At 62.6% G+C, this 25,737-nt stretch carries 30 protein-coding genes and 1 tRNA gene; 15 read left to right on the plus strand and 16 right to left on the minus strand.

Features of this window, described 5'->3' with window-relative positions:
* The first annotated feature begins 32 nt into the window (after nucleotides 1–32).
* The 3 genes from QTL56_RS16530 to QTL56_RS16540 all read left to right on the plus strand — a co-directional run bounded on the left by QTL56_RS16530 (nucleotide 33) and on the right by QTL56_RS16540 (nucleotide 1,700).
* Nucleotides 33–380: a MarR family transcriptional regulator gene (locus QTL56_RS16530; RefSeq protein ID WP_229573583.1), complete on the plus strand. Its 348-nt coding sequence runs from the start codon at nucleotides 33–35 to the stop codon at nucleotides 378–380.
* A gap of 11 nt (nucleotides 381–391) precedes the next feature.
* Nucleotides 392–1,246: a C40 family peptidase gene (locus QTL56_RS16535; RefSeq protein ID WP_245134192.1), complete on the plus strand. Its 855-nt coding sequence runs from the start codon at nucleotides 392–394 to the stop codon at nucleotides 1,244–1,246.
* Between the two features lie 97 nt (nucleotides 1,247–1,343).
* Nucleotides 1,344–1,700, plus strand: coding sequence for a hypothetical protein (locus tag QTL56_RS16540; protein WP_245134194.1), 357 nt, complete (start codon nucleotides 1,344–1,346; stop codon nucleotides 1,698–1,700).
* A 19-nt stretch (nucleotides 1,701–1,719) separates the two neighbouring features.
* Here QTL56_RS16540 and QTL56_RS16545 read toward each other — a convergent pair whose 3' ends face one another.
* Nucleotides 1,720–1,941, minus strand: a complete 222-nt coding sequence (locus QTL56_RS16545; protein ID WP_229573580.1) for a hypothetical protein — start codon at nucleotides 1,939–1,941, stop codon at nucleotides 1,720–1,722.
* Nucleotides 1,942–2,114: 173 nt separating this feature from the next.
* Nucleotides 2,115–2,201, minus strand: a tRNA-Leu gene (locus QTL56_RS16550).
* 252 nt (nucleotides 2,202–2,453) lie between these two features.
* Here QTL56_RS16550 and QTL56_RS16555 point away from each other — a divergent pair.
* Entirely contained in the window at nucleotides 2,454–2,918 is a 465-nt protein-coding gene (locus QTL56_RS16555; RefSeq protein WP_245134195.1) for a BA14K family protein, read from the plus strand.
* Between the two features lie 40 nt (nucleotides 2,919–2,958).
* Here QTL56_RS16555 and QTL56_RS16560 read toward each other — a convergent pair whose 3' ends face one another.
* Nucleotides 2,959–3,261, minus strand: coding sequence for an Rdx family protein (locus QTL56_RS16560; RefSeq protein ID WP_245134197.1), 303 nt, complete (start codon nucleotides 3,259–3,261; stop codon nucleotides 2,959–2,961).
* A 122-nt stretch (nucleotides 3,262–3,383) separates the two neighbouring features.
* On the opposite strand from QTL56_RS16560, the gene QTL56_RS16565 reads away from it, so the two are divergent.
* From QTL56_RS16565 to QTL56_RS16580, 4 genes are all read left to right on the plus strand, one after another.
* Nucleotides 3,384–3,824, plus strand: a complete 441-nt coding sequence (locus tag QTL56_RS16565; RefSeq protein WP_245134200.1) for a DoxX family protein — start codon at nucleotides 3,384–3,386, stop codon at nucleotides 3,822–3,824.
* 96 nt (nucleotides 3,825–3,920) lie between these two features.
* Complete coding sequence (locus QTL56_RS16570; RefSeq protein ID WP_245134202.1) at nucleotides 3,921–4,625, plus strand: type 1 glutamine amidotransferase; 705 nt, start codon at nucleotides 3,921–3,923, stop codon at nucleotides 4,623–4,625.
* Between the two features lie 170 nt (nucleotides 4,626–4,795).
* Nucleotides 4,796–6,106, plus strand: a complete 1,311-nt coding sequence (locus QTL56_RS16575; protein WP_245134204.1) for a vanadium-dependent haloperoxidase — start codon at nucleotides 4,796–4,798, stop codon at nucleotides 6,104–6,106.
* Nucleotides 6,103–7,740 (plus strand): CRTAC1 family protein, encoded by a 1,638-nt coding sequence (locus QTL56_RS16580; RefSeq protein ID WP_245134206.1) that lies wholly within the window; start codon nucleotides 6,103–6,105, stop codon nucleotides 7,738–7,740. The genes QTL56_RS16575 and QTL56_RS16580 overlap by 4 nt, the downstream gene beginning before the upstream one ends.
* Before the next feature lie 276 nt (nucleotides 7,741–8,016).
* Here the strand turns inward: QTL56_RS16580 and QTL56_RS20935 are convergent, their stop codons facing one another.
* Together QTL56_RS20935 and QTL56_RS16595 are read right to left on the minus strand one after the other, a co-directional pair.
* Nucleotides 8,017–8,382: a YegP family protein gene (locus QTL56_RS20935; RefSeq protein WP_370660303.1), complete on the minus strand. Its 366-nt coding sequence runs from the start codon at nucleotides 8,380–8,382 to the stop codon at nucleotides 8,017–8,019.
* 431 nt (nucleotides 8,383–8,813) lie between these two features.
* The gene (locus QTL56_RS16595; RefSeq protein ID WP_245134209.1) at nucleotides 8,814–9,215 is read right to left on the minus strand and encodes a winged helix-turn-helix transcriptional regulator; all 402 of its coding nucleotides are present in this window, start codon (nucleotides 9,213–9,215) and stop codon (nucleotides 8,814–8,816) included.
* Nucleotides 9,216–9,286: 71 nt separating this feature from the next.
* On the opposite strand from QTL56_RS16595, the gene QTL56_RS16600 reads away from it, so the two are divergent.
* Entirely contained in the window at nucleotides 9,287–10,099 is an 813-nt protein-coding gene (locus QTL56_RS16600) for a Rossmann-fold NAD(P)-binding domain-containing protein (RefSeq protein WP_245134211.1), read from the plus strand.
* Between the two features lie 38 nt (nucleotides 10,100–10,137).
* Here QTL56_RS16600 and lepA read toward each other — a convergent pair whose 3' ends face one another.
* From lepA to QTL56_RS16615, 3 genes are all read right to left on the minus strand, one after another.
* A complete protein-coding gene (gene lepA / locus QTL56_RS16605) occupies nucleotides 10,138–11,958 on the minus strand; it encodes a translation elongation factor 4 (protein ID WP_229573571.1) in 1,821 nt (606 codons plus the stop codon).
* 74 nt (nucleotides 11,959–12,032) lie between these two features.
* Complete coding sequence (locus QTL56_RS16610; protein ID WP_245134213.1) at nucleotides 12,033–12,908, minus strand: carbon-nitrogen hydrolase family protein; 876 nt, start codon at nucleotides 12,906–12,908, stop codon at nucleotides 12,033–12,035.
* Complete coding sequence (locus QTL56_RS16615) at nucleotides 12,905–13,498, minus strand: GNAT family N-acetyltransferase (RefSeq protein ID WP_245134215.1); 594 nt, start codon at nucleotides 13,496–13,498, stop codon at nucleotides 12,905–12,907. Before QTL56_RS16615 ends, QTL56_RS16610 begins: the two co-directional genes overlap by 4 nt.
* A gap of 81 nt (nucleotides 13,499–13,579) precedes the next feature.
* Here QTL56_RS16615 and QTL56_RS16620 point away from each other — a divergent pair, with 81 nt between their 5' ends.
* Nucleotides 13,580–13,981, plus strand: a complete 402-nt coding sequence (locus tag QTL56_RS16620; RefSeq protein WP_245134216.1) for a ketosteroid isomerase-related protein — start codon at nucleotides 13,580–13,582, stop codon at nucleotides 13,979–13,981.
* A gap of 83 nt (nucleotides 13,982–14,064) precedes the next feature.
* Here QTL56_RS16620 and QTL56_RS16625 read toward each other — a convergent pair whose 3' ends face one another.
* Nucleotides 14,065–14,295, minus strand: coding sequence for a DUF2171 domain-containing protein (locus QTL56_RS16625; protein WP_229573567.1), 231 nt, complete (start codon nucleotides 14,293–14,295; stop codon nucleotides 14,065–14,067).
* 167 nt (nucleotides 14,296–14,462) lie between these two features.
* Here QTL56_RS16625 and QTL56_RS16630 point away from each other — a divergent pair, with 167 nt between their 5' ends.
* Nucleotides 14,463–16,154: an FAD/NAD(P)-binding protein gene (locus tag QTL56_RS16630; RefSeq protein WP_245134218.1), complete on the plus strand. Its 1,692-nt coding sequence runs from the start codon at nucleotides 14,463–14,465 to the stop codon at nucleotides 16,152–16,154.
* Here the strand turns inward: QTL56_RS16630 and QTL56_RS16635 are convergent.
* From QTL56_RS16635 to QTL56_RS16650, 4 genes are all read right to left on the minus strand, one after another.
* Nucleotides 16,139–16,867, minus strand: a complete 729-nt coding sequence (locus QTL56_RS16635; RefSeq protein ID WP_245134220.1) for an MOSC domain-containing protein — start codon at nucleotides 16,865–16,867, stop codon at nucleotides 16,139–16,141. The two genes, QTL56_RS16630 and QTL56_RS16635, sit on opposite strands and share 16 nt — an antisense overlap.
* A gap of 95 nt (nucleotides 16,868–16,962) precedes the next feature.
* A complete protein-coding gene (tdh, locus tag QTL56_RS16640) occupies nucleotides 16,963–17,988 on the minus strand; it encodes an L-threonine 3-dehydrogenase (RefSeq protein WP_245134222.1) in 1,026 nt (341 codons plus the stop codon).
* 2 nt (nucleotides 17,989–17,990) lie between these two features.
* On the minus strand, nucleotides 17,991–19,193 hold the full coding sequence (locus QTL56_RS16645) for a glycine C-acetyltransferase (RefSeq protein ID WP_245134224.1): 1,203 nt from the start codon (nucleotides 19,191–19,193) through the stop codon (nucleotides 17,991–17,993).
* Between the two features lie 82 nt (nucleotides 19,194–19,275).
* Nucleotides 19,276–19,842, minus strand: a complete 567-nt coding sequence (locus tag QTL56_RS16650; protein WP_245134227.1) for a helix-turn-helix domain-containing protein — start codon at nucleotides 19,840–19,842, stop codon at nucleotides 19,276–19,278.
* A 121-nt stretch (nucleotides 19,843–19,963) separates the two neighbouring features.
* Between QTL56_RS16650 and QTL56_RS16655 the strand changes: the two genes are divergently transcribed.
* The 4 genes from QTL56_RS16655 to QTL56_RS16670 all read left to right on the plus strand — a co-directional run bounded on the left by QTL56_RS16655 (nucleotide 19,964) and on the right by QTL56_RS16670 (nucleotide 22,751).
* The gene (locus QTL56_RS16655; protein ID WP_245134229.1) at nucleotides 19,964–20,536 is read left to right on the plus strand and encodes a helix-turn-helix domain-containing protein; all 573 of its coding nucleotides are present in this window, start codon (nucleotides 19,964–19,966) and stop codon (nucleotides 20,534–20,536) included.
* A gap of 26 nt (nucleotides 20,537–20,562) precedes the next feature.
* On the plus strand, nucleotides 20,563–21,093 hold the full coding sequence (locus QTL56_RS16660) for a GNAT family N-acetyltransferase (RefSeq protein WP_245134231.1): 531 nt from the start codon (nucleotides 20,563–20,565) through the stop codon (nucleotides 21,091–21,093).
* Nucleotides 21,094–21,214: 121 nt separating this feature from the next.
* Nucleotides 21,215–21,583 (plus strand): hypothetical protein, encoded by a 369-nt coding sequence (locus tag QTL56_RS16665; protein WP_370660304.1) that lies wholly within the window; start codon nucleotides 21,215–21,217, stop codon nucleotides 21,581–21,583.
* Nucleotides 21,584–21,722: 139 nt separating this feature from the next.
* Nucleotides 21,723–22,751: a histone deacetylase family protein gene (locus QTL56_RS16670; protein ID WP_245134232.1), complete on the plus strand. Its 1,029-nt coding sequence runs from the start codon at nucleotides 21,723–21,725 to the stop codon at nucleotides 22,749–22,751.
* Nucleotides 22,752–22,810: 59 nt separating this feature from the next.
* Here QTL56_RS16670 and QTL56_RS16675 read toward each other — a convergent pair whose 3' ends face one another.
* From QTL56_RS16675 to QTL56_RS16685, 3 genes are all read right to left on the minus strand, one after another.
* Nucleotides 22,811–23,665 carry a class I SAM-dependent methyltransferase gene (locus QTL56_RS16675; protein WP_245134235.1) on the minus strand — a complete coding sequence of 285 codons (855 nt, stop codon included), beginning with the start codon at nucleotides 23,663–23,665 and terminating at the stop codon, nucleotides 22,811–22,813.
* Between the two features lie 96 nt (nucleotides 23,666–23,761).
* Complete coding sequence (locus QTL56_RS16680) at nucleotides 23,762–24,517, minus strand: winged helix-turn-helix transcriptional regulator (RefSeq protein WP_245134237.1); 756 nt, start codon at nucleotides 24,515–24,517, stop codon at nucleotides 23,762–23,764.
* Nucleotides 24,518–24,574: 57 nt separating this feature from the next.
* Nucleotides 24,575–25,672 (minus strand): TRAP transporter substrate-binding protein, encoded by a 1,098-nt coding sequence (locus tag QTL56_RS16685; protein ID WP_245134240.1) that lies wholly within the window; start codon nucleotides 25,670–25,672, stop codon nucleotides 24,575–24,577.
* Nucleotides 25,673–25,737 lie beyond the last annotated feature (65 nt).

The following is a 25,737-nucleotide window of genomic DNA, read 5'->3' on the forward strand; positions in this document are numbered from 1 at the left end:
GGAGTGCCCGCATCTGACGAAGGGGAGGGGCCATGGGCCTCGAAATGACGGCAACCCAGGCGCTCGGCCTGTGGCACAAAGTGACGCTGGATCAGGTCCAGAGGCAAGGCCATGATCTCACCATGCGCCAGCTCGCCGTGCTGCTGGAAATATATCTCGTTCCCCCGCCCCACACGGTGCGCGGGCTTGCCGCGACGCTGAATGTCACCAAGCCGGTCATCACCCGCGCGCTGGACACACTTGGCGAAATGGGCCTGGTCGATCGCATCAGGGACGAGCTCGACCGCCGCAGCGTCATCGTCAAACGCACCGTATCAGGTGCGCTTTTCCTCGAAAAATTCGGCGATTGCGTTATCGCCAAGGGCCGCTCGCTCGGCTGACGGAGATTGCCATGCTCGACCGGCGCCTCGCCGCCTTCCGCCCGGATCTCGCCGATATTGCCCTGAAGGGACAGGTGGACGCCGACCGTTTCGTTGCGCCCGAACCCTCCATGGTGACCTTGCCGGTCGTCGCTCTCCGCCCAAAGCCGGATGTCTCTCTAGGCATCGACACCGAGCTCTTGATGGGCGAGCACGTCCGTGTTTTCGACCGGCAGGATGGCTGGGCCTGGGTCCAGGCCACCGATGACAGCTATGTCGGCTACCTGCCGGAAGAGGCGCTCGGCCAGACAGTTCCGGCGACCCACGTTGTTACGGTTCCTCGCACATTCGTCTATCGCGGCGCCGACCTGCGCTTTCCCACCCGCACAGCGCTCTCAATGGGTAGCCGGCTCACGATAGTCGGAGAAGCCGAGACCCGTGGCACGCGCTATCTCCTCCTTTCCGACGGCGGCGCGCTCGTATCACGCCATCTTCGCCCTGTCTCCGATCCGCCGGCTCCCGACTATGTCGCGGTTGCGGCTCTCTTCCTCGAGACCCCCTATCTCTGGGGCGGCAAATCCGGCTTCGGCATCGATTGCTCGGGGCTCGTCCAGCTGGCCATGCGCCTCGCCGGTCTCGAGGCGCCCCGTGACAGCGATATGCAGGCTGCGGGTCTCGGAGTGCCGATCGAGCGCTGCGACCTGCGACGGGGCGATCTCGTCTTCTGGAAGGGGCATGTGGCGATCATGGAAGACGAGACGACCATGATCCACGCCAATGGTCACACCATGACCGTGGCACGAGAGACGCTCGAAGCCGCCATCGAACGCATCGGCTGGCTTTACGGAACGCCGACGGGCTATCGCCGTCCCGTCGCCGAAACGTGAAGTGCAGACCCTTGGTGGTGGGGCGGAGACCACTTATATCGGCACTGTCATACCCTGTGGGATAAGTGCCATGCTGCCGGTTCGCCGAGACAATCCAATGCAAATATCGATCGGCCGCCAGGGCGCCATGGCGCTGCTGATGGTCGTTCTGTCGGCCCTTGCAGCCCCTGCCGTCGCCGCCGAAGGCATCGCCTGGGGCAATGCTGCACAGGACAGTTTCCAGGATCTGCCGGGTGTGAAGCCGCAGGACCCCGCCAACCAGTTTGGCGAAGGCTACGCCTGCGAAACGCGCACGATTGCCCCGCGTCCCGGTTTCGGGCGCCGCGAACTGCGCGACATGCTTCCATACACGGTCTATCGGTGTGAAAAGAACGGCATTGTCTACCAGGGCACCGAGCCGCCGCGCAGTGGTCGTGATTGGTATCCGGGCGTCAACCCGCGCATCATCGACTGAGAGCGTCGGTCTGTTCGCCTCAGCCCTGGTCGTCCTGTCCAAGCAGGCCGTCGAACACTTCGAGCAGTGCCGCGCTGATTGCGCCACCGAGGTTTTGGCCTGCCTCACGCAGGCCCTGTTCGTCCATGTCACGCGCCGCAAGCGCCAGCGACGTGCCTTCCTGTGCGACGATTTCCTTGGCCCGTTCGATCGCCCAGAGGGCGAATTCGCTACGGCTTTCGATGGCGACGGTCTCGTCCATGGTCTGTCCTTTTCGTCTATGCGCGGGCGTTCGGGAAAGGGCTGCTGAAATCGGTCGAAGATGGCTTTGCAGCGGCGTCGAGCGGCTGCCAGAAGACAAGAAAAAAGCCCGGCAAGCCGGGCTTTTTTCTTTTGTTTGAGGACCGCATAAACTGCTGATCTCAAATCGGAATTTGGTGCCCAGAAGAGGACTCGAACCTCCACACCCTTTCGAGTACCAGCACCTGAAGCTGGCGCGTCTACCAATTCCGCCATCTGGGCGACGAGGAGCCGTGTAAAGCGACTACCCCGGCCTGTCAACCAGCATTTTGAAGTTTTCGTGTCGCCTCTGTGAAAGGGCCCGGAAAGCTGGGAAAACCATCTGCAGAATTGCGACACTTGTCCGGCCTCGGCGGTGCTGGCCGCCACCTGCCGGCCGGTAACGCCGTCGTGAAAAAGCCGTGATCGAACGGCTCTGTTTCCGAGTCGGCGAAGCACGAGAGCGGCAAGCCGGGGACGAGACAGGATAAAGAGATGACGACGAGAACAGCCCTCATGGCTCTGGCGCTGGCCGGCACCCAGCTTTTGGCACCTTTGGCCGAGGCCGCCATGCCGACGCCGCTTCAATCCACCGCTGAGCAGCGCTTGGACGTCGAGACGGTCGATCTGGTCTGTGACTTTTCCGGTTGCTACGAAACCTGGGATCGCCCGCCGCCGCGTCGCCCACGGCCCCTGCCGCCTGAATACTATCCGCCCTCTGTCTATGATGAGCCGCCGGTCTATCGGCCCCGCCCGCGTCCGCCCGTCTATGTCGAGCCCGGTTACCGTCCGCCTCCACGCCCGCCGGTCTATGACAATCCGGGATATCGACCACCCGGTCGCGCCTGGCAGCGCCATGTCGACTGGTGCCTGAACCGCTACCGGTCCTACAATCCCCGCACCAATCAGTTCCTCTCGTCGAGCGGCTACTACAAGATCTGCCGGTCGCCCTTCAACTGAGCCACCGGAAGCCGGCAGGGCGACCGATCGGCCGCCTTGCTCAGCTGTCCATTCCTTCATTGCGGCTCGCTCTATCCACATGGCCGAGATCGCGCTCGGGATCGATCGCGTCGCGCACCTTCTGCTTCAGATCCTTCGGGCCCGGAAAGCCGCCGTCGCGCTTGCGCTCCCAGATCAGTTCACCGTTCAGCCGGATCTCGAAGATCCCACCGGTCCCCGGGATGAGTGCCACTTCGCCGAGGTCGTCGGCAAAGGTATGCAGCAGCTCCTGCGCCATCCATCCGGAGCGCAAAAGCCAGTTGCATTGGGTGCAATAGGTGATCGATATCCGGGGCTTGTCCATCTTTGCCTTCCTTGCATCACGCAGAAGTTAACTTTCGTATTCAACTTTTTGTCCAGCCGCAATTGCCATGCCCCCGGTGTTCCCTCATGAGGCCCGTATCATTGTCTTCCGAGGTATTCTGCATGTCGACTGAACCGAACCGTCTTTTCATCCCCGCTCTGGCTCCCGTCTATCGCTCCGGCCATGATCTCGTCGAAACCTTGCTGCGTCTCGTTGCGGGCGGTTTTCTCGTCATCCATGGTGCCGGCAAGATCGCCGATCCCTTCGGCGCCGTCCAGATGGTCGAAGGCCTCGGCTTCTATCCCGGCATGTTCTGGTCACCCTTGCTCGCCGCCACGGAATTCTTCGGTGGCATCCTGCTGGCGATCGGGCTGCTCACCCGCCCTGCGGCACTCGCTGCCACAATCGTCCTTCTGGTCACGGTCTATTTCCACTGGATCCAGATGGGGCAGGGCTTCTCCGGCGCCGAAAAGTCTCTGCTCTGGGTCGCGATCACCCTGTTCTTCGTGATCCGCGGCGGCAACAGCCAGTCCGTCGATGCCCGCCTGAAGAAAAACGTCTGATTTCGGAGGATGGAGGGTACTCGGGTGCCCTCTGTCTTGCGACGAGCGCGTGTCCATGCTTTCTCTGAGGCACCCGCCCGCGAGACCCGATTCCCCATGCGCGTTGCCATCGTCGAGAATACCCGCGTCACCGAAGCCGGCCAGGTGGGCATTGCGCTTGCCGAGGCCGGTGCGCAGATCGTCACGGTGCATGCCTATGCCGGGGAACCCTTGCCGGACGTCGATGCGCATGACGCCCTCGTCGTCTTCGGCGGCGAACAGAATGCCCGCGACGACGACAAGCATCCCTATCTCTCCGAGCTCGCAAGGCTGATGCGTCGCTTTGGTGACAGCGACAAGGCGATCTTGGGCATCTGCCTCGGCAGCCAGCTTCTCGCCCGCGCCTATGGCGGCGAAAACCTGATCGGTTCCGCGCCCGAATTCGGCTGGCGCGGCATTGTCCGCACGGAAGCCGGCAAGGCCGATCCGGTGCTGTCCGTCCTGCCCGACCACTTCCTCTCGTTCCAGTGGCACGACGATACCTTCACCCTGCCGCAAGGAGCGGCCCATCTGGCAGAGAACGAAGCCGCCCGGCACCAGGCCTTCCGCATTGGCCGCGCTGCTTACGGTTTCCAGTTCCACTTCGAGGCAAATCGCGAGGTGGTGCGCAACTGGATGACGCATTTCCCCGACATCATCGAGCGGAAGGAGCCCGGCTGGCTCAACCGGCATCCCGAGCTGGAGCCGACGGATGGTCTCCTGTCCGATGAGGCGGGCCTCGCGATTGCCCGCGCCTGGGTCGAGCAGATCATGCCGGCTTGAAAGGCTCGCTGCGGCCTCCGGGCTCGACCAGTGGCAGGCGGCATCGCGGCTGCGTCACCAGCTGGGTTTGCCCCACAGTCATCCCTTGCCCCCCTTGCGAGGCGTCCGCCCCCGTGCTTAATCGATATTCAATCGATTGAGATTGCTTCAGAAACCTGTGGGAGGGGGACATGAAAGCCATGGGGAAGCGCATTCTGGCGCTCTGCTTCATCATTCTGGCGCTGGTGGTTCAGCCGGTCCAGGCAGGCTCTGTCGGAGCCGACACGGTCATTCGCGACTGGTATCGCCTGATCCTCGAACTCGTCCGTCATACGCCCACCTATTCGCCACCGGTCGCCAGCCGCGCCTTCGCCTATCTCGGCGTCACCGCCTATGAAGCGCTTGCCTCCGGCGACACGACGCTCACTTCCCTCTCCGGCCAGCTGAACGGGTTGACGGCGGTACCGCCCCGCGAAAATGGCGCCTATGACGAAGCCGTCGTGCTGCAGGCGGCGCTTTCGTCCGCGGCCCGGGAACTCTTCGGCAATACCGGCCCGACCGGCCAGCGCGCCCTGAAGCGCATGACGGAAAAGCTGTCGGCCGAGGTGTCCGCCGGTCTCGCTCCTGATCTCGTCGCCCGCAGCCAAGCCTATGGACAAGGCGTCACGGCCCATATCCTCGCCTGGTCAAAGGGGGATGGCGGTGCTGATGTCGAGAACATGGGCTTTCCGCTGGAATTCGCCCTCGGCAACCGCAAGGACAGCTGGATCCCGACCAGCTTGATCAACCAGCAGCAGAAGCCGCTTCTGCCGAAATGGGGTGAGAACCGGCCCTTCGCCATGGAAACGGGCAATGGCTGCCCCTTGCCGCCGCCACCGACCTATAGCGAGGACAAGGAGTCGGATTTCCATAAGGAGGCGGTTGAGGTCTATGCTGCGGTGAACGAGGTCACCGATGAGCAGCGGGCCATTGCGCGCTTCTGGTCGGATGATCCGATGCTCTCGCCAACCCCGCCGGGCCACTGGATCGTGATCGGCCTCAAGATCCTCGACGAGCGCCAGGCGAGTGCTGCAGAGCATGCCGATCTGGTTGCCCGCCTTGGCGTCACGCTGGCCGATGCCTTCATCGGCTGCTGGCATTCGAAATTCGAATACGACCTGCTTCGCCCGGTCACCTACATCAAGCGCGTCATCGACCCGAAATGGGAACCCATCCTGATCACGCCGCCCTTCCCGGAATATCCGAGCGGCCATTCCACCCAGTCGGGCGCCGCCGCCACCGTGCTCACCGCCTTCTTCGGCGAGAACTATGCCTTCACCGACAACACACATGAAAAGGACAAGCTTCCCAGCCGGTCCTTCGGCAGCTTCTGGGAAGCCGCCGAGGAAGCGGGCGTCTCGCGTCTTTATGGCGGCATCCATTTTCGCGCGGCAATCGACCGTGGCCTGGATCAGGGCCGCTGCATCGGCGCAAAGACGGTCGCCCTGAGGACCCGTGGATGACTGGCGTCATGAAGATCCGGAGTGTCGGCAGGATCACGACGCTGACCATCCTTCTCGCCGCATCGCAGGTCGCGACAGCGCGTGCCAATGGCGGGCCGCTTCCTCCCCGCTTCGCCGACGAGACTGCGTCCAGCGGTATCGCCAGCACCTATCGAGGTGACTGGGAATATATGGTCGGCGGTGGCGCCGGCAGTTTCGACTGCAATGCCGACGGGTTTCCCGATCTGGTGCTATCAGGCGGCGAGGACAAGGCGAGGTTCTATCTCAACCGCAGTACCCCCGGCGGCGCCCTGAAATTCGAGGAAAACGTGTCCGGCCTGGAGCTCGACAAGGTGATCGGCGCCTATCCGCTCGATATCGATGGCGACGGGCTGCAAGACGTCGTGCTCCTGCGCTCCGGCGAAAATGTCGTCATGCGGGGTCTCGGCGAATGCCGCTTCGAGCGCGCCAATGAAGCCTGGGGCTTCGACGGTGGCGACGCGTGGTCCACGGCCTTCTCCGCCACCTGGGAGCGGGGCAACAGCTGGCCGACACTCGCCATTGGCAACTATATCGACCGCTTCGAGGATTTCGAGCCCTGGGGCTCCTGCACCGACAACTGGCTGCACCGCCCGATGTCTGCCACCGAGCGCCGCTTTGCCCCGCCGCTGCCGCTCACGCCCTCCTATTGCCCGCTGTCGATCCTCTTTACCGACTGGAACCGCTCCGGCACGCCGTCGCTGCGTGTCTCCAATGATCGGGAGTATTACAAGGGCGGCCAGGAGCAGATGTGGCATGTCGAGCCCGGCAAGGCGCCGAGGCTCTACACCCAGGACGAGGGGTGGAAATACCTGCGCATCTGGGGCATGGGCATCGCCAGCCACGACCTCGATTTCGATGGCTACCCGGAATATTTCCTGACCAGCATGGCCGACAACAAGCTTCAGACGCTGGACGCAATCCCGGCCGATGGCAAGCCGAAGCCCTCCTATGCCGACATCGCCTTCGCCAGGGGGGCGACTGCCCACCGGCCTTATGTTGGCGCAGAGATCCGCCCGTCGACGGCCTGGCACACCGATTTCGAGGACGTCAACAATGACGGCCGCACCGATCTCTTCGTCGCCAAGGGCAATGTCGCCGAGATGCCGGACTTTGCCGAGAAAGACCCCAACAACCTTCTGGTTCAGGGCGAGGACGGCCGGTTCGCCGAGATGGGCGACAAGGCCGGCGTCGCCTCCATGGCCAAGGGTCGTGGCGGGGCGCTCGTCGATTTCAACCTCGATGGCTTGGTCGATCTGCTCGTCGTCAACCAGGGCTCGCCCGTCGAGATCTGGCGCAACGCGACCGAAGGCACAGGCCATTTCCTCGAGATCGCGCTCCGCCAGGACGACGTCAACCGAGATGCCGTCAGTGCCTGGATCGAGGTCAAGACCGGTGAGATCGTCCAGCGACGTGAGGTCACCATCGGCGGCGGCCACGCCAGCGGCAAGACCGGCTGGCACCATGTCGGGCTGGGGAAGCAGGCCGAAACCGAGATTCGCGTGCTCTGGCCGGATGGCGAGGCGGGGCCCTGGCAGACGGTCAAGGCGGACGGGTCTTATGTGGTCGCGCGCGGTGTGGCGCCGAAACTATGGAAGCCGGGCGAGGGGTTCTGAGGGCGCGCGTCACGCGCCAATGACGGTGGCTAGGCAGACACTCTGCGGGTGCCGGGGAAAAACGGGCGAGGATTCCGATAGCGAGGGACATGTCTCCCCCCTTGCGGATTTTCCAAGAGAGGGGCTTGGTGAGGCGAGTGCCACGCAGCCATGCCCCTCGCCACGAAAACCTTAAGTTCAAGCGGCTTCCGCTGACCTCAGGCCTTCGGCATTCCGTCCTCCCCCGAAGGGGAGGAGGTAGCCGCCTGCATCAGCAAGAGAGGAAGCCTATCAGCCTCACTCGGCCTCTTCGACGACGGCCTCGGCGGCGCGTTTCTGGACGGATCCGATGCAGTTCTTCGCGCTCGACTTCGATTTGTAGGTTTCCGAGCGCACCATGATCTCGCCATTGGCGGCGCGGAAGCGGACGAAGGTTTCCCCATTCTTGGCGCGGTCGATCTCGAAACGATAACCGCTGCCGGTCTCCTCCTTCGTGAGGTCGACGACGGGGGCGGCAGGAGCATTCTTCTTCAGCGATTCGACGCAGTTCTTGGCGCTTGCCTTTGAGGCATAATTTTCCGACCAGACCATGATTTCGGCATTGTAGACGAACTGGACGCGAAATTCGCCCTTCTCGGTCTTGACGATCTTGAACTTGTGCATGCCCGTTTCCCCTGTCTTTTCACCCATCGGCTTATGATTGCATGCGAATGCTAGCGTGCGATGGGCGCGTGGGCAAGAAGGGGCCGGAAACCCAGGAAGAGGAAATCACGGCACCGGTGATCTCGTCGCGCGAGCGGAGAGATCTGCGGGAGCGGGACCGACAGCAGAGAGGTGGACAGTCGTAATGAATTGGGTGAGCCTCGCGAAGGTTTCGCCATCGATGGCAATGCGAGGATTGAGGCGGGTCCGGTCCGGTAATTTTCGAGCGGCAAGCCATGCCTGGCGACATGGTCGTTTGACGCCCTGATCGCCTCGGCGACGAGCGCTTCACTGTCTGCCGGGTCATGTGGTTTTCGGGCTTCGATCGACAGGGATGGTCTCCGTTGCTGCGCAAAAACCAGCACGGATTCGGCTCGTTGAGAATGGCCCCATCAGCCCTTTCCCCGCCCATCATAGGCCTCGCGTGAAGCAAGGATCACGTCCTTGTGTTCCCGCGACCATTCGACCAGCCCGGCCGTTATGGCCGAAAACCCGAGGCCGTGGGTCGTCAGAGAATAGGTGACCGAGGGAGGGTTGGTGGGTTCGACATGGCGGTCAACCAATCCGTCCCGTTCGAGACGGCGCAATGTGAGCGTAAGCATGCGCTGGGTGACGCCCGAAAGCGCGCGCTCGATCTCCCGGTAGCGGCGCGGGCCTGTCGAGAGTTCCGCGATCACCATGACCGTCCATTTTTCACCAAGGCGATCAAGTGTCAGGCGAAGGCCGCAATCCTCATGATCCGGTGTGCCGCAAGGTTCGAGCGTCTTGGCCACAGGCTGTGTTGCGGCGAACATCAATGTGCCTCCTTACGTAGTTCCGGTGGTCGCAATAAATAGATGCGCCCGCAACGAAAAGGACGCAATCCATGATACTGCTGACTGGTGGCTCCGGCCAACTCTCCTCCCTCATCGCGCAAGGTGTCAAAGACGCCGGCCTCAACATCTGCATTGGCAGCCGCCTGGCAGACGAGGCGGGGCCAGATCGACGTCGGATCGATTTCGACGATCCACAAACGCTCGACTTCAGCGACGTCGAAACGCTAATGATGATCTCCGCCGGTTACGCGGAAGACGATGTCGTGATTAGCCGCCATGAGGCTGTAATCGCAGCTGCTGTCAGCTTCGACGTGCGGCATGTCGTCTATACCAGCCTCAGCGGGACGGGCGACCACCTCGCCTTTGCGCTCGCCCATCGGTGGACAGAGAAGCGGCTGAAGGACAGCGGCCTTGCCTGGACGATCCTGCGCAATGGTCTCTATGCTGAGTTGATTGGGGCACTTGCCGCGCCGGTCGATGGACTGATCCGGGTACCCTTCGGCACTGCGCCTATTTTACCGGTGGCGCGGGAAGATCTGGCCGATGCCGCAGTGACGGTTCTGAAGAACCCGCAGGTTCATGCAGGTCGCATTTACGAACTGTCGGGAGTGGAAGCCTGGACTATCCACGATCTGGCAAGTGTCCTCGGCGCCACATATCAGCCGTGGCGCCTTGAAGAGATGCGGGCGTCCCTGGCTGGTGCGCCGCTCAAGCCCTTCCAGCCCCCGATGCTGATGTCGATCTATTCGAGCGCGGCTGCAGGATTTCTGCAGGCGGAGAGCACGGACCTTCCGGTCCTGCTCCCTGACCCGCCACGGGAGACCTTGCCGATCGCGGCAGAGGCTGCGCGGGCGTCAGGGTGAGATGAGGAAACGGGAGCCTTCAAGGAAGGCCCCAGCCCTCACTCGTCGCTCATCTTCAGTGCTGCGATAAACGCTTCCTGCGGGATCTCGACCTTGCCGAACTGGCGCATGCGCTTCTTGCCGGCCTTCTGCTTGTCGAGCAGCTTGCGCTTGCGGGATGCGTCGCCGCCGTAGCACTTGGCGGTGACGTCCTTGCGCATCGCCGAGATCGTTTCGCGGGCGATCACATTGCCGCCGATGGCGGCCTGGATCGGGATCTTGAACATGTGGCGCGGGATAAGGTCCTTCAGCTTCTCGCACATGTCGCGGCCGCGCTTTTCCGCCGCCGTCCGGTGGACCAGCATGGAGAGCGCATCGACCGGCTCGCCATTGACCATGATCGACATCTTGACGAGGTTGCCCTCGCGATAGGCGTCGAGATGATAGTCGAAGGAGGCATAACCCTTGGAGATCGACTTCAGCCGGTCATAGAAATCGAAGACCACTTCGTTGAGCGGCAGCTGATAGGTCAGCATGGCGCGCTTGCCGACATAGGTGAGTTCGGTCTGGATGCCGCGACGGTCCTGGCAGAGTTTGAGGATGCCGCCGAGATAATCGTCCGGCGTCAAGATCGTCGCCTTGATCCACGGTTCGTGGATCTCGTTGATCCGCACGACGTCGGGCATGTCGGCCGGGTTGTGCAGCTCGCGCTCTGTGCCGTCGGTCATGAACAGCTTGTAGACAACGGACGGTGCGGTCGCGATCAGGTCGAGATCGAATTCGCGCTCGAGGCGCTCCTGGATGATTTCGAGATGCAGCAGGCCGAGGAAGCCGCAGCGGAAGCCGAAGCCGAGCGCGGCGGACGATTCCATTTCAAACGAGAAGGAGGCGTCGTTGAGGCGAAGCTTGCCCATGGCGGCGCGCAGGTCTTCGAAGTCGGCGGCGTCGACCGGAAACAGGCCGCAGAACACCACCGGCTGGGCCGGCTTGAAGCCCGGCAGCATGTTTGCGGTCGGGCGCTTGTCCTCGGTGATGGTGTCGCCGACGCGGGTGTCGGCCACTTCCTTGATCGAACCGGTGAAGAAGCCGATTTCGCCCGGGCCGAGTGAATCCACCGCAACCATTTTCGGGGTGAGCACGCCGACGCGCTCGACATTGTATTTGGCATCCGTGCCCATCATCCGGATCACCTGGCCCTTGGTCAGCACGCCGTCGAGCACGCGCACCAGAACCATGACGCCGAGATAGGTGTCGTACCAGCTGTCGACCAGGAGCGCCTTCAGGGGGGCCTTTTCGCCACCTTCGCTCTTCGGCGCCGGCAGCTTGTGCACGATGGCTTCGAGCACGTCGGGAATGCCGAGACCGGTCTTCGCCGAAATCAGCACGGCTTCCGATGCATCGATGCCGATGACTTCCTCGATCTGCTCCTTGATCCGCTCGGGTTCGGCGGCCGGAAGGTCGACCTTGTTGAGGACCGTCACCAGTTCGTGATTGTTGTCGATCGCCTGATAGACATTGGCAAGTGTCTGGGCTTCGACGCCCTGAGAGGCGTCAACCACGAGCAGCGAGCCTTCGCAGGCAGACAGCGAGCGCGAGACTTCATAGGCGAAGTCGACGTGTCCGGGCGTGTCGATCAGGTTCAGCACATAGGTTTCGCCATTATTGGCCTTGTAGTGCAGACGCACCGTCTGGGCCTTGATGGTGATGCCGCGTTCCTTCTCGATCTCCATGTTGTCGAGGACCTGTTCCGACATCTCGCGATCGGCGAGGCCGCCGGTCGACTGGATCAGGCGGTCGGCCAGCGTCGATTTGCCATGGTCGATATGTGCGACGATGGAGAAGTTGCGGATATGGTCGAGAGGGGTGCGATCGGTGCTCATGGCTCGCGCATATAGCAGCGAGCTTGGTCAACGCCTAGCGGGAAATTGACGCGATAGGCTGGAAAGCTTGGCTTTTAGACGCAGAATTGTTCCGGCCAGTCGCGGCGGGTGGCGACCTGGCCATCGGTTCTGAGGCGGCGGACGGTGTCGAGATCGATTTGCGTGATCAGCCAGTGGCTCTCCTCGACCTCGTCGCTCTCGCTTTCGGCATAGATGCCACTGGGCGGCATGCCGTAGTCGGAGGGCACGTAAAGGGCGGCACGGCCACGATTTTCGTCGAGTGCGGGGGACCAGGGCGCGGTGCCGGCCGTGGGGGAGGAAAGAATGGCGATCTGGTTTTCGAGCGCCCGCGCCTGGGCGCCGATGCGCACGCGGTAAGCACCGGCCAGCGTGTCGGTGCAGGACGGGGCGAGGATCAGATCGACGCCCTGTTCCGCGAGGGTGTGGGCGAGCATCGGGAATTCGTTGTCGTAGCAGATGAGGATGCCGAGTTTGCCGAGCGGCGTGTCGAGGGCGGTGAGGCCATCGCGTCCGGCAGCGATCCCCCATTGCTCGCGCTCGAAGCGGGTCATGATGATCTTGTCCTGATGGCCGACAAGGCCATCGGGTCCGAAGAGGAAGGCGCGGTTGCGGTATTGACCGTCGGGGTCGAGCACGGGTGCCGAGCCGGGCTGGAAGACGATCGAATGGGTGCGGGCGAGCTCCTCGCAAAGTTCGACCCAGGCCGGGATCGTGGGCTGGATGCCGGCAATAGAGCCGTGCAGGTCGGACCGTGTGGCGGCGTCGAGCTGGCCGGCGAGCACCAGTCCGGCATATTCCGGCAGGAGCACGAGTTTCGCGCCGCGCTCGACGGCCTGATGCACCAGTTGCGTCAGATGGAGGACATAATCTTCCCAGCTTTCGATGAGCTCGATCTTGTACTGGCAGGCGGCAAGGGTAAGGACTGTCATGCGCTGAGATCCCGGATCCAGAAGGAAAGCGGCTTCGGACTTTCATGGGTTTCATCGAGGTCGCGCCAGGTGAAGATGGTGCGAAGCTCGGGGTGATGGGTATAGCCGCGCTTGCCCCAGAAGGCATCGAGCGGCTGATAATCCGCCGGCCGGCGCGGGTGGTCGGCGGGGCGCTCGACGGCGCAGAAGGTGGCGTAGCGCAGGCCGAGCTTCTTCGCCTGCGCCTCGCGGCCCTCGAAGAACTTCACGCCGATGCCGCGGCCGCGATATTGGGGCAGAAGCACGCTTTCGCCGAAATAGAAGAAGTGTTCGGGATCGAAGCCTGCCGCAAGGAAAGGGCGTTGAACCTCTTCGGTCTCGCCTGCCATCGGCGTGCCCGTCGCCACCCCGACCACCTTGTCGCCATCCATGGCCAGCACGAAGACGGAGCCTTCAGACCTCGCATAGGTCGACAGATAGGTCTGCTCGTAATCCGGATTTCCCTCGTACAGATAGGGAAAGTCGCGAAAGACGGTGGATCTGAGCCGCGCGAGGTCGCCGAAGAAGGGTGTCGCGTCGCTGCCGGAAAAGGATTGGATCGTAAGCGTCATAGAGTGTTTTCAGTCCGTTGCGGAGTGGTTATACCCGTCTGTGACGACCTGAGAAAGCAGTTCCACGACGAGGAGTGATCGATGACCGCCGCCGCCACCATCCGTGCCTATTACGATGCCTTCAATGCCGGCGACATGGACCGTTTCCTCGCGCTCCTGACCGATGACGTGGCCCACGACATCAACCAGGGCGCCCGCCAGACGGGCAAGGAAGCCTTTGCGAAGTTCATGGACCACATGAACCGATGCTACAAGGAAGAGCTGACCGATATGGTGGTCATGGTGAACGAGGACGGCACGCGGGGTGCTGCCGAATTCATCGTCAACGGCACCTATCTCGCCACGGACGAGGGCTTGCCGGAAGCCGATGGACAGACCTACCGCCTGCCGGCTGGCGCTTTCTTCGAAATCCGTGACGGCAAGGTTGCCCGCATCTCCAATTATTACAGCCTGCCCGACTGGATCGCCCAGGTCGGCGGCTGAAGACATTCAGAAATGGAAAAAGAGCCGTCCCGTTCCATGGGACGGCTCTTTGCTTTCGCCGGCATCATGCCAAGGCGTATCGATCAGTTGACCGACCAGTCGCGCTTCACGTCGTCGGCGTTTTTGGCCAGATGCACGTGCTGATCGACATGATCGACCCAGTCGAGGGGAATGTAGTGGTGCTGACCGTCAGCCGAATCATTCTTGGTCAGCTTGATGCGGCTTGCGCCATCCATATGGTCGACAGTGCCGACATGGGCGCCGTCCTGGGCCAGAACTTCCATATGTTCGCGGATCTGATCTGCAGAAATCATCTGATATCCTCCTTTGGATGTTTCGATGCCTGAGAAAGTCGCGACCGGGGGGATTTGTTCCGGTCGGGACTTCCGGTCTCAGGTGGAAGATCAGCGGAACATCCGCCGCCTATGCGCATTGTCAGGGACCCCCCACGCGAGATCCCTTGCGCGACAGCGAGACATTCATGCTTCCGAGAATTGCGATCATCGGCACGGGTCCAACCGGCCTCTACACCTTCAAGCGACTGATCGAGGCGACAGCTCCCCTGTCGATCACCCTCTACGAGGCGGAGGGTGAACCCGGCAAGGGCACGCCATACCATCCCGATATGAATGACCCGGCCATGCTCTCCAATATTCCGAGCATCGAACTTCCCGCCTTTACAGAAACGCTGGCCGAGTGGCTGCGGCGGCAGGATGATGAATGCCTGGTCCGCCATGGCATCCGCCGCGAGGCGATCGACGAGCGGGAATTCTATCCGCGCCTGGTGCTGGGCGATTACATGCAGGCGCAGTTCGAGCGCATGCTGACGCTGGCTGCCGAGCGCGGTCACGAGATCACCGTGCTGGCCCGCCACAAGATAGCCGACATCGAGATCCAGGCGGATGCGATCCGGTTGCGGGTTTCCCATCCGGACGGAGAAGACGACGCGAGTTTCGATCACGTTGTCATGGCGACCGGTCACAACTGGCCCGAAAGCACGGAAATCCGTCCCGGCTACTTCGTCTCGCCCTGGCCAGCGACGGTGCTCCAGTCTATCCGCAACGAGGCGGTCGGCATTCTCGGCACGTCGCTGAGCGGCATCGACGCTCTGATGACGGTCGCAACTGCGCATGGGATGTTCTACGCTGATGCGGCGGGCGACCTTCAATACCAGCCCGCCGAAGGCACGCAGGATTTCCGGGCGACGCTGATGTCGCGCAAGGGCATCCTGCCGGAGGCCGATTTTTATTGTCCTCTGCCCTATGTGGAGCCCGAGGTCTGCACCGAAGAGGCAATCGACGCCCTGATCTCGACGGGTCGGCACGATCTGCTCGATGATGTCTTCGATCTCTTCCGCCGCGAGATCGTCGCGCGCGATCCCGACTACGCCGCCCGGATCGGCCTGTCGCAGTTGACGGTGGAGAGTTTTGCTGCGGCCTATTATGCCGACCGGACCGAGAGCGATCCTTTCGTCTGGGCAGCGAAGAACCTGGCCGAAGCCGAGGACAACAGGGTAAAGCGCTACACGGTGCCGTGGCGCTATGCGATCCTGATCACCCACGAGATCGTCGCCCGTGTGATTCCGCATCTGGACGAGAACGACCTCAAGCGTTTCCACCGACACTTCAAGGGCATTTTCATCGACGACTATGCAACGGTGCCGCTGATGTCGATCCGCAGGCTGCTTGCGCTGTCGCGCGCGGGCAAGCTGTCCATCCTGCGGCTTGGCGAGGAATACCTGATCCGGACGGCCGAGGACGGTCTGGAGCGAGGCGCGGAAGTCGAGGTGTCAGGCACGGTGCATCGCTTCGGCGCCTTCATCGATGCGACCGGCCAGGATACCCTGTCGGCCACGGATCTCCCCTTTCCGACCCTCGTCGCCCAGGGTGGCGTGCGCGAAGCCGCGACCCCCAAGGTCGAGACAATCATGTCCCTCGACCGGGATCCCGATATGGTTCGGACAGGCGGCATCGACGTGGACGATTGCTATCGCCCGAGTCTCGGCCTGATGTCGCAGGGGCGGCTTTATTGCGCGGCGATCGCCTTCCTGCTGCACAAGGAGCCCTTTGTTCAAGGCATCACTAGTGCCCGGGACATCGGCGAGACAGTTGGCGATGCAATCCTCAAGGACATTTTTGAGGTCGACACGCCGCTATTTCAGATCTCGGCGTAAACAGCATCATCGACGCGGATGGTCACGGCCTCGGCTGGCGTTGCATAGACGCCGAGATTGCGCTTGTTGTGGCGCATGATGCCGCGCAGCACGTCGGGCTCTTCCGCCATGCCGGGCTGTGCGACAAGCGTCATCCCACAGCGACGCGAGGCCTCGGTGACGCGGATGTCCGCGTCGCCGATCCTGACGACATGACCCACCCAGTCGTTTTCGAGGAAACCATCCCCGTTGTCGGTTTCGATCAGCACGGAGGGGCGAAAGCGCCTTGCATCGAGCGGCGGGAGGCTTGCGCTTCCGGCAAGCGCCTGAAGCGATGCCGATGTCACGAGGTGAAGGGGCGCCGGCTGATATCGGTTGGAGACAACGGGAAAGCGGTAGTCACCCGCGCCAAGGAGCCCGACGGCAACCGGGAAGCCGAAATGCTCTGCCAGTCGATCCGCCAGTGCGTCGTCATCAAGTGCATGCTCCGCCCCGTCGGCGAAGCGCAGCACCGGCAGTCCGGTTGGCGCTTGCGAGGCGGTGACGAAGAGTGCGGGACGCCAGCGGGTCTCCCGTTCGGGGGCTGCGGCCAGACCCGTTGCCGGGTCGAACAGGGCGAATTGCCGGTCACCTGCGATCCCCTCGGGGGAAACCGTGATCGAGGCGAGCGATTCGCCGCCAACCGAACTCACCGGATAGCGCCAGACTTCCCGCACTCGACCGATTCTTTGCATGATGGTTCCCCGTTTCAAACGATCACCATACGCGGGATAGTCGCATTATGTTCCCGGAATTCTGCGTGGCAGCACCTTTGCCTGCGTGCTCGTCCTCAGGTCCAGTCGAGCACGATCTTGCTCGCCTTGCCAGCGCTCGCGAGTTCGAAGGCTTCGGCATAGTCGTCCACCTTCATCCGGTGGGTAATGACCTTGCGGATGTCGAGGCCGCTTTCCAGCATGGCGAGCATCTTGTGCCAGGTGTCGAACATCTCGCGGCCATAGATGCCCTTGAGCGTCACCATGCGGAAGACGACCTTGGAGAGATCGAAATGGAAAGGTCGCGCGGGAACGCCGAGAAGCGCGATGCGCCCGCCCATGACGAGATGGTCGATCATCTGGTCGAGGGCGGCCGGTGAGCCGCTCATTTCGAGCCCGACATCGAAGCCTTCCTTCATCTTCAGCTTCGCCATCACGTCGCGCAGGTCTTCCTTGGCGACATTGACCGGATGCACGTCGGCGACCTCTGCCGCGAGCGCCAGGCGCTCCGGATTGACGTCGGTGATGACAACGTGGCGGGCGCCGACATGACGGGCGATGGCCGCCCCCATGATGCCGATCGGACCGGCGCCGGTGATGATGACGTCCTCGCCGACGAGGTCGAAGGCGAGCGCCGTGTGCACGGCATTGCCGAGCGGATCGAGGATCGCGCCGATCTCGTCGTCGATCGTGTCGGGGAGCGGGATGATGTTGAAGGCGGGGATCCTGGCAAATTCCGCAAACGTGCCCTGTACGTTAACGCCGATGCCCTTCGTTTCCGGATCGAGATGATACTTGCCGGCGCGTGAGGCGCGGCTGTTCATGCCGACGAGATGTCCTTCGCCCGAGACCCTCTGGCCGACGCTAAGATTGCGGACATTGGCGCCGACGGCGACGATCTCGCCAGCATATTCGTGGCCTGTTATCATCGGCACGGGGATGGTCTTTTGCGCCCACTCGTCCCATTTGTAGATGTGCACATCCGTGCCGCAGATGCCGGTCTTGTTGATCTTGACCAGCACGTCGTCAGGCCCAATTTCGGGAACGGCTGCGTCGATCATCCAGATGCCGACTTCGGATTTCTGCTTGGAAAGCGCCTTCATGATCAGATCATCCCGATGGTCTTGCCGGCATCGATGAATGCGGCGATGGCGGTATCGATATCGGCCTCGGAAAGCGCTGCCGACATCTGGGTACGGATGCGGGCCTGCCCCTTGGGCACGACGGGGAAGAAGAAGCCGGCGACATAGATGCCGCGCGCATCGAGTTCGGCGGCAAGCTTTTGGGCAAGCACCGCGTCATGGGTCATGACCGGGATGATCGGCGTTTCGCCGGGAAGCAGTTCGAAGCCAGCCTCGGTGAGGCCCTGGCGGAAACGCCGGGTATGGCCGGTGAGCTTTGTGCGCAGTTCGTCGGCGCTTTCGGCGATCTCGATCGCCTTCAGGGAGCCGGCAGCGACAGCGGGTGCAAGGCTGTTGGAGAAGAGATAGGGCCGCGCGCGCTGGCGCAAAAGGTCGATGGCGGCTTTCGGGCCGGCGATGAAACCGCCCATGGCTCCACCAAGTGTCTTGCCGAAGGTGCCGGTGATGATGTCGACACGCGTGCCGACACCCGTCAACGTCGGCGTGCCCTTGCCCTTGGTCCCGAGATGGCCGGTGGCATGGCATTCGTCGATCATCACCATGGCGCCGTATTTTTCGGCGAGCGCACAGATCTCCGGCAGCTTTGCGACATAGCCGTCCATCGAGAAAACGCCGTCGGTGACGATCAGACGGAAGCGCGTACCGCCGGCGATTGCCTTCTTCAGCTCGTCTTCCAGCCCGTCCATATCCGAATTGGCATAGCGGTAGCGCTTAGCCTTGGAGAGGCGCACGCCGTCGATGATCGAGGCATGGTTCAGGCTGTCGGAAATGATGGCGTCTTCCGGGCCCAGCAGCGTTTCGAAGATCCCGCCATTGGCATCGAAACAGGCGGCAAACAGGATCGCATCGCCCTTGTCGAGATAACGCGCGATCGCCTGTTCGAGCGCGCGGTGAATGTCCTGTGCGCCGCAGATGAAGCGGACCGAGGCCATGCCGAAGCCATGGCTGTCGATCGCGGCCTTGGCGGCCTGTTCGATATCGGGATGATTGGCGAGGCCGAGATAATTGTTGGCGCAGAGATTGATCATCTCGCGCGTGCCCTTGGCATCACGCACCTGTATGCGGCCCGATTGCGGACTGACGATCTCGCGTTCGCGCTTCAGAAGCCCGTCGGCTTCGATGCTCTTAAGGGTTTCGGTAATGTGGTCGAGAAAGCCGGTCTGCATGGGAAATCCCTCGATGCTGAATAATTCCAGCATATCGGAATTTTGCCCTCCGGCAATCGATATTTTGGAATTGCCTTTTCGTCTACCTGTGTAGCACGACCAGCAGGCCTTTGCCGATATCCGTTCCGCCATTGCGGATCGCATGCGGAACATCGGCGCGGTAACGGGCAGTCTCGCCGGCCCGGATGACGGTCTTGCTGCCGCCGCTCGAAATCTCGAAACCATCGGTGAAGGCGGTGAAATGCTCGAAGGCGCCGATCGAATGTGGCTGGCTGATCAGCGCGCCGCCGGGATCCATTTCGAGCTCGTACCATTCCGTCTGGCCGGCGAGCCGGGGTGAACTCCGGATCTTCAGCCGGCAGGACCCGTCAGCGCTGCGGATCACCGGCGTGTGCATGATCGAGGTCACCTCGATCTCTTCGCGCCCGGCGACCGACGTGCCGTTGCCGATGAGATCGGACAGTTCGACCTCCATCGCCTGGGTAAGGCTCCAGAGCACGGCGAAAGTCGGATTGGCCTCGCCCCGCTCGATCTGGCTGAGCATCGACTTGGAAACGCCCGACAGCGTGCCGAGCTGTTCGAGCGTCAGCTTGCGCGCCTTGCGCTCGCGTTTTATGGCCGGGCCGATCTCGGGAGTGTGCTGCTGCATCGGATTGTCCTGCGGTCTTGACGGCGGGGCGGTCGCTTCTTTTACGCCGAGGGTGAGGCATGAAGAAAGAGGGGGCATACCAAAGCTTGACTCCATTATGCGCACATGAAATTCTCGGATAATGGAATCAGAAGATTGCTTCGAGACACATGTCGCCGAGCGGCTGAAGCGTCTGCGGGTCGGGCGCGGCTTGACCCTCGACCAGCTGGCCGAAGCGTCCGGCGTCAGTCGGGCGATGATTTCGCGCATCGAACGCACGGAGGCAAGTCCGACGGCCGCGCTGCTGGCGCGGCTCTGCTCGGCGCTCGGTGTGTCGCTCTCGGTCTTCTTCGCCAGCACGGAAGCAGAGCCTTCGCCACTGTCGCGCCGGGTCGAACAGCCGATCTGGCGCGATCCGGAAAGCGGCTATCTGCGCCGTGCCGTCTCACCGCAAGGCACGGGCAGCGGGACCGATATCGTCGAGGTCGAGTTTCCGGCCGGTGCCGAGCTTCGGTTTCCGGGACGCCCGACCGGGCGCAGCCAGACCCAGCATGTCTGGGTCTTCGAGGGCGTGATCGAACTCATTGTCGGCGACACAGTACATCGGCTGGAGGCAGGAGACTGTCTCTTCATGAATGTCGGTGATGTGCACGGCTACCGCAATCCGACCGACCGCGCTGCCCGCTATGCCGTCGTCATTTCCCTCGGACCCTGATCACTCCCGACCACAGGACTTGAACCATGCCTGCCGCCAAGCCTGATATTCGCCTGCTCTCCGAAGCCGACGCGCTCGCCGTCCTGAACGACCTTTGCGAGGCCCTGTCCGACTGTGTGGACGACGGGGCTTCCCTTGGCTTCATGTCACCCTTCACGCCCACGGATGGCAAAGCCTTCTGGGAAGGGGTCGCAGACCGCGTCGGGCGCGGCGAGGTGCTCCTCTACGGCGCCTTTATCGGGGACCGCCTCGTCGGCACGGTCCAGATCGGATTTGCCTCGAAACCCAACCAGCCCCACCGCGCCGATCTGATGAAGTTGCTTGTGCATCGTGATGCTCGTGGGCTCGGTCTGTCCAGGATGCTGATGGCCGCAGCGGAGGCCGGTGCGGCCCGGGCGGGTCTGTCCTTGCTGGTCCTCGATACGGCTGCGGGCGAATTGGCCGAAACACTTTACGAGAAACTCGGCTGGCAGCGCTCCGGCATCATTCCGAACTATGCGCTCTTCCCCGACGGACGCTTTTGCGACACGGTGATTTTCTGGAAGGCCCTCTCCTGATGGGCGCAGCGCAAGCTGTTGAAACTCACCCAAAAAACGTCAGCGCCAAGCCCTTTCCATAGGCATGGTCTTCTGCTTATCGTCCGCCGGAATTCAGATAATCAGGGGAACGTGGAACAAGATGGTTGCAACGAACAGTTTGAAATGGATCGCCCTGGGATTGGCCATGGCCGTGGCCTCGCCGGCTCTTGCCGCCGACGTCACCTTCGTGATGCGCAACGACCACCCGAATGCCGTCGAGCTCGAGCTTTACAGCCAGGACCGGAACCACATCTGGCCGGGCGACAACCAAGTTTACTATCTGGATGACGGCGAGACCAAGCAGATCCCGCTTTCCTGCGAAGAAGGCGAGTCGATCTGCTATGGAGCCTGGATCTCGGGCGACAAGCAGACCTATTGGGGCGTGGGGCCTGAAAATGCCGAGACATGCGAAGACTGCTGCTACACCTGCAGCAGTGGCGAGACAGAACAGATCAACCTGACCGAGTAGAATCAATTCGGCGGGGGCCGAGGGGCGGGGGCAATTTTTTTGGTCGAATGACCAGGAAAAATTGCCCCCTTTGCACTTGTGGCCGAGGCTCCGACAAGGCAGATTTTCCTTCAAAATGACCAGAGGGAAATCAATAGGCATGCGGGTATTCTATTCCGAAAAGCACAAGCTGCGCGACGCCAAGACCGAGCTGCATGGCGGTTTGCTGGTCAAGCCGTTCGAGGGACCCTTCCGCGCTGAATGGGTGCTGGCGGGCGTGAAGGACGCGGGCTTCACCGATGTGCGCGCACCGGCCGAGCACGGGCTGGACACGGCGCTCAAGCTGCACGATGCAGGCTATCTCGAATTTCTGCGCACCTGCTGGGATCGCTGGCAGGCGCATGGTTTCGAGGGCGAGGCAATCGCGACCTCCTTCCCCTGCCGACGCAGCCAGACGGGCCGCGTGCCGAAGAACATCGACGGCGCTGTGGGCTACTACACCAATTCGGCCGAAACCTCGATTTCCAAGGGCACCTATGAGGCAGCGATCGCCTCGATGGATGTTGCCTTGTCGGGCGCCGACTGGCTGAACGAGGGCAGCCGCTTCGCCTTCTCGCTCTGCCGCCCGCCGGGCCACCATGCCGGTATCGACCTCTTCGGCGGCTACTGCTTCATCAACAACGCCGCCGTCGCCGCACAGCGCCTCCTGGATCATGGCGCCAAAAATGTCGCGATCCTCGACGTCGATTTCCACCATGGCAATGGCACGCAGGACATTACCTATCGCCGTGGCGACATCTTCTTCGCCTCGCTGCATGGCGAGCCGGAAGATGCCTTCCCCTTCTTCCTCGGTTACGCCGACGAGACCGGCGAGGGCGAGGGCGAAGGCCTGAACGCCAACTATCCCATGCCCTCGGGCACGCCCTTCGAGATCTGGTCGGCAGCCCTCGAAGACAGCCTGAAGAAGATCAAGGCCTATGGGGCGGAAGCAATCGTCCTCTCGCTGGGCGTCGACACATTCGAAAAGGACCCGATCAGCTTTTTCAAGCTGACGAGCCCCGATTACATCCGCATGGGCGCGTTGATTGCGGCAAGCGGCGTGCCGGTGCTGACGGTCATGGAAGGCGGCTACGGCGTGCCCGAAATCGGGCTCAACGTCGCCAATGTGCTCAAGGGTCTCGAGGGCTGAACGCTCCTCCTTGGCGTTCGCATGGAGGCCCCGCCATGCAGCAGGGGCCTCCAGCTGCTTCAGGGCCTGGTGACGATGACTTCCAGATAGTCGCTCGGCACCACCATTGTGCCGTCGGTTGCCCGGTTGAAGCGGCCGATCAGCGCCAGGAGATCCTGGCTGAGAGCCGCCTGGCCCTCGTCTGGCAGCGCCGTAAACGCCTTGTGTACCGGCCCGTACCAGGTCCGGAAAACCTCCAGCCAATGATCAGGTGAACGATAGCGGAAGGTGAAGACCTTCCGTTGTGTGGCGACGGTGCCGGCGGATGAGAACAGCGCATTCAGCCGGGCCTCTGTCCCCCACGAGGCCGGCGAAAGCGCGCCGGGCGGTGGCGGCAGATGCTGACCCATCGTACGGAACAGCTGGCCAATGAAGCCATCCGGCGTCCAGTTGGCCATGCCGATGCGGCCAGCCGGACGACAGACCCTGAGCAATTCCTCGGCGGCTTGATCCTGGTTCGGCGTGAACATCACGCCGAAGGTGGACAGGACCACGTCGAAGGCGTCGGTCTCGAACGGCAGGGCCTCGGCATCGGCCGTCTGAAAAGCGACCGTCAGGCCGTCCGCTTCTGCCCGCGCCCGGCCGCGCTCCAGAAGTGCCGGAACATAGTCGGTTGAGGTGACCACCGCCCAGCGGCGGGCGGCAGCAAGCGTGGCATTGCCGTTGCCGGCGGCGACGTCGAGCACGCGCTCGCCGGCCCGCAGGTCGAGTGCTTCGCATAGCGTCTCACCGACGATCTGCAAGGTCGTGCCGACAACGGCGTAGTCACCCGATGCCCAGGCACCCTGCTGGCGGGCCTTCAGCGCGACCAGATCGGGCAGGGGAAACGAGGCGACGGGTGCGGGACTGGCGGCGGTCATTGCAGCATTTTTCATGGTCTCTCTCCTTCTGGTGGAGTGAGAAGTGTCGCGGCAGGATCCATGCGGGGCCAGTGTAGGAACTGTAGTGCGGCCGGTACAGAAAATGGACTGTCAGAGCGGTGCCGTGGCAAAGGAGCTGCGCACCATCCACGCGCCGATGGTGGCGGCCATCGCGGGATCGCCGACCAGGGTAATCCTGTTGCTGGCGATTTCGGCGCGAAGGCTGGAAAGCCCGATCCAGGCAGACGTGAGCGCCTTCAGATCGGCTGTCACGAAGAGATCGACGTCATGCCCGGGATCGGTGGAGCAGAGGTCTACGGGTTTGCCCGGCTTGCATAGGAGCCAGTAGCTCTGCTCGTCGCGTGGCAGTTCCGGGTAGATGAAGCAGATGACGCTGCGACGCGAGGCCGGCAGAGAGGCGGGATTGATCTTCCGGCGCATGTTCCACATCAGGAGGCGCGCATCGAGTTTCTCAAGTGTGACGTCCGCATCGATATTGCGGTGCGCCCATTGGCCGAGCGCCCGGACGATCGGCTCCAGCTCGTCGGCGATTGCGGTGGTTCGATAATTGATCTCGCCCGAGGTGGGATGCTGGGCGCGCAGGACGAGGCCGCGGTCCTCCATCTCTCTGAGCCGCTTCGACATCAGGGTCGGCGACATGCCGGGCACGCCGCGACGGATCTCGTTGAAGCGGGTGGAGCCGGACCACATTTCCGAGAGCAGCAGCAGCGTCCAGCGCGGCTCCAGCACCTCGCAGGCCTTGGCCACCGGGCAGAACTGATTGTAGCCGTCGCTCACCATCCCGGCCTCCAGGCGGCCATCATGCGCCCCGCAGCCCATGGCCGTCCAGTACAGATAGTGTAGCAAACGAAAACGCCCCGACCGGGGGCGGGGCGTTCGTTGCATCACGTTTGGATGAAGGCCTCAGAGCGTGCCCTGGCGCTGCTGGATCATCTGGTAGGTGTCGAAGCTGTATTCGGCGATCTGGGCCCAGAGATAGGCGTCCTGCTTGAACGCCTGCTGGCTATCGAAGAGCTTCTTGAACCACTCGTTCTTGGCCGAGAGATCCGCATAGGTTTCCTTGGCAGCCTTGTGGCAGGTGTCGAGGATATCCGACGAGAAGGCGCGCAGCTGGGCGCCGCCGGCGACGAGTTCGCGCAGGGCTGCTGCATTCGAGGCGTCGTAGCGGGCGAGCATGCGCGCATTGGCCGCCGCACAGGCATCGGTGAGGATGCGCTTGTAGTTTTCCGGCAGGCCGTTGAACTTGTCGAGGTTGAAGAAGGCGTGCACGGTCGGGCCGCCTTCCCACCAGGCCGGGTAGTAGTAATAGGGGGCGACCTTGTAGAAGCCGAGCTTCAGGTCGTCATAGGGACCGACGAATTCTGTGGCGTCGATCGTGCCCTTCTCCAGCGCCGGATAGACGTCAGAGCCGGCGATCTGCTGCGGGGTGACGCCGACCTTGGCCATGATCTCGCCGGCAAGCCCGGCGATGCGCATCTTCAGACCCTTGAGGTCATCGATCGTCTTGATTTCCTTGCGGTACCAGCCGCCCATCTGGGCGCCGGTATTGCCGGCCGGAAGCGCATAGAGCTTGTGGGTGGCGAGGAACTCGTTGAGCAACTCGTTGCCGCCGCCGGCGGTGAACCAGGAATTGGTCATGCGGGCGTTGAGACCGAAGGGAATGGCGGTGCCGAGCGCAAAAGCCGGGTCCTTGCCGATATAGTAGTAGCAGCAGGTGTGGCCCATTTCGATGGTGTCGGCGGTGACGGCATCGGCCACCTGCAGCGGCGGGACGATTTCACCGGCCGCGAAGACCTGGATCTCGAACTGGCCGTCGGTCGCCTTCGAGACGCTTTCGGCAATATCGGTCGCGGCCCCGAAGATGATGTCGAGGCTTTTCGGGAAAGACGAGGCGAGGCGCCAGGTGACCTTGGGGTTTTCCTGCGCAATGGCGGGCGCTGCAAGTGCGGCTGCTCCGACGCCGGCAATACCGGCCTGTTTGAAAAATTGACGGCGGTTCATGATCTCTTGCCTCTGATGATATGCACTCCTCCAGCTCCCGCGGCGGGTCTAGTCTCGCGGGCGAG

The organism is Peteryoungia algae (assembly GCF_030369675.1).
Lineage (GTDB): Bacteria > Pseudomonadota > Alphaproteobacteria > Rhizobiales > Rhizobiaceae > Allorhizobium > Allorhizobium algae.

What these genes read in the sequence shown, in the direction of transcription:
- QTL56_RS16530 (WP_229573583.1), top strand. Translation starts at nt 33, where the DNA reads ATGGGCCTCGAAATGACGGCAACCCAGGCGCTCGGCCTGTGGCACAAA.
- QTL56_RS16535 (WP_245134192.1), top strand. Translation starts at nt 392, where the DNA reads ATGCTCGACCGGCGCCTCGCCGCCTTCCGCCCGGATCTCGCCGATATT.
- QTL56_RS16540 (WP_245134194.1), top strand. Translation starts at nt 1,344, where the DNA reads ATGCAAATATCGATCGGCCGCCAGGGCGCCATGGCGCTGCTGATGGTC.
- QTL56_RS16545 (WP_229573580.1), bottom strand. Translation starts at nt 1,941, where the DNA reads ATGGACGAGACCGTCGCCATCGAAAGCCGTAGCGAATTCGCCCTCTGG.
- QTL56_RS16555 (WP_245134195.1), top strand. Translation starts at nt 2,454, where the DNA reads ATGACGACGAGAACAGCCCTCATGGCTCTGGCGCTGGCCGGCACCCAG.
- QTL56_RS16560 (WP_245134197.1), bottom strand. Translation starts at nt 3,261, where the DNA reads ATGGACAAGCCCCGGATATCGATCACCTATTGCACCCAATGCAACTGG.
- QTL56_RS16565 (WP_245134200.1), top strand. Translation starts at nt 3,384, where the DNA reads ATGTCGACTGAACCGAACCGTCTTTTCATCCCCGCTCTGGCTCCCGTC.
- QTL56_RS16570 (WP_245134202.1), top strand. Translation starts at nt 3,921, where the DNA reads ATGCGCGTTGCCATCGTCGAGAATACCCGCGTCACCGAAGCCGGCCAG.
- QTL56_RS16575 (WP_245134204.1), top strand. Translation starts at nt 4,796, where the DNA reads ATGAAAGCCATGGGGAAGCGCATTCTGGCGCTCTGCTTCATCATTCTG.
- QTL56_RS16580 (WP_245134206.1), top strand. Translation starts at nt 6,103, where the DNA reads ATGACTGGCGTCATGAAGATCCGGAGTGTCGGCAGGATCACGACGCTG.
- QTL56_RS20935 (WP_370660303.1), bottom strand. Translation starts at nt 8,382, where the DNA reads ATGCACAAGTTCAAGATCGTCAAGACCGAGAAGGGCGAATTTCGCGTC.
- QTL56_RS16595 (WP_245134209.1), bottom strand. Translation starts at nt 9,215, where the DNA reads ATGTTCGCCGCAACACAGCCTGTGGCCAAGACGCTCGAACCTTGCGGC.
- QTL56_RS16600 (WP_245134211.1), top strand. Translation starts at nt 9,287, where the DNA reads ATGATACTGCTGACTGGTGGCTCCGGCCAACTCTCCTCCCTCATCGCG.
- lepA (WP_229573571.1), bottom strand. Translation starts at nt 11,958, where the DNA reads ATGAGCACCGATCGCACCCCTCTCGACCATATCCGCAACTTCTCCATC.
- QTL56_RS16610 (WP_245134213.1), bottom strand. Translation starts at nt 12,908, where the DNA reads ATGACAGTCCTTACCCTTGCCGCCTGCCAGTACAAGATCGAGCTCATC.
- QTL56_RS16615 (WP_245134215.1), bottom strand. Translation starts at nt 13,498, where the DNA reads ATGACGCTTACGATCCAATCCTTTTCCGGCAGCGACGCGACACCCTTC.
- QTL56_RS16620 (WP_245134216.1), top strand. Translation starts at nt 13,580, where the DNA reads ATGACCGCCGCCGCCACCATCCGTGCCTATTACGATGCCTTCAATGCC.
- QTL56_RS16625 (WP_229573567.1), bottom strand. Translation starts at nt 14,295, where the DNA reads ATGATTTCTGCAGATCAGATCCGCGAACATATGGAAGTTCTGGCCCAG.
- QTL56_RS16630 (WP_245134218.1), top strand. Translation starts at nt 14,463, where the DNA reads ATGCTTCCGAGAATTGCGATCATCGGCACGGGTCCAACCGGCCTCTAC.
- QTL56_RS16635 (WP_245134220.1), bottom strand. Translation starts at nt 16,867, where the DNA reads ATGCAAAGAATCGGTCGAGTGCGGGAAGTCTGGCGCTATCCGGTGAGT.
- tdh (WP_245134222.1), bottom strand. Translation starts at nt 17,988, where the DNA reads ATGAAGGCGCTTTCCAAGCAGAAATCCGAAGTCGGCATCTGGATGATC.
- QTL56_RS16645 (WP_245134224.1), bottom strand. Translation starts at nt 19,193, where the DNA reads ATGCAGACCGGCTTTCTCGACCACATTACCGAAACCCTTAAGAGCATC.
- QTL56_RS16650 (WP_245134227.1), bottom strand. Translation starts at nt 19,842, where the DNA reads ATGCAGCAGCACACTCCCGAGATCGGCCCGGCCATAAAACGCGAGCGC.
- QTL56_RS16655 (WP_245134229.1), top strand. Translation starts at nt 19,964, where the DNA reads ATGGAATCAGAAGATTGCTTCGAGACACATGTCGCCGAGCGGCTGAAG.
- QTL56_RS16660 (WP_245134231.1), top strand. Translation starts at nt 20,563, where the DNA reads ATGCCTGCCGCCAAGCCTGATATTCGCCTGCTCTCCGAAGCCGACGCG.
- QTL56_RS16665 (WP_370660304.1), top strand. Translation starts at nt 21,215, where the DNA reads ATGGTTGCAACGAACAGTTTGAAATGGATCGCCCTGGGATTGGCCATG.
- QTL56_RS16670 (WP_245134232.1), top strand. Translation starts at nt 21,723, where the DNA reads ATGCGGGTATTCTATTCCGAAAAGCACAAGCTGCGCGACGCCAAGACC.
- QTL56_RS16675 (WP_245134235.1), bottom strand. Translation starts at nt 23,665, where the DNA reads ATGAAAAATGCTGCAATGACCGCCGCCAGTCCCGCACCCGTCGCCTCG.
- QTL56_RS16685 (WP_245134240.1), bottom strand. Translation starts at nt 25,672, where the DNA reads ATGAACCGCCGTCAATTTTTCAAACAGGCCGGTATTGCCGGCGTCGGA.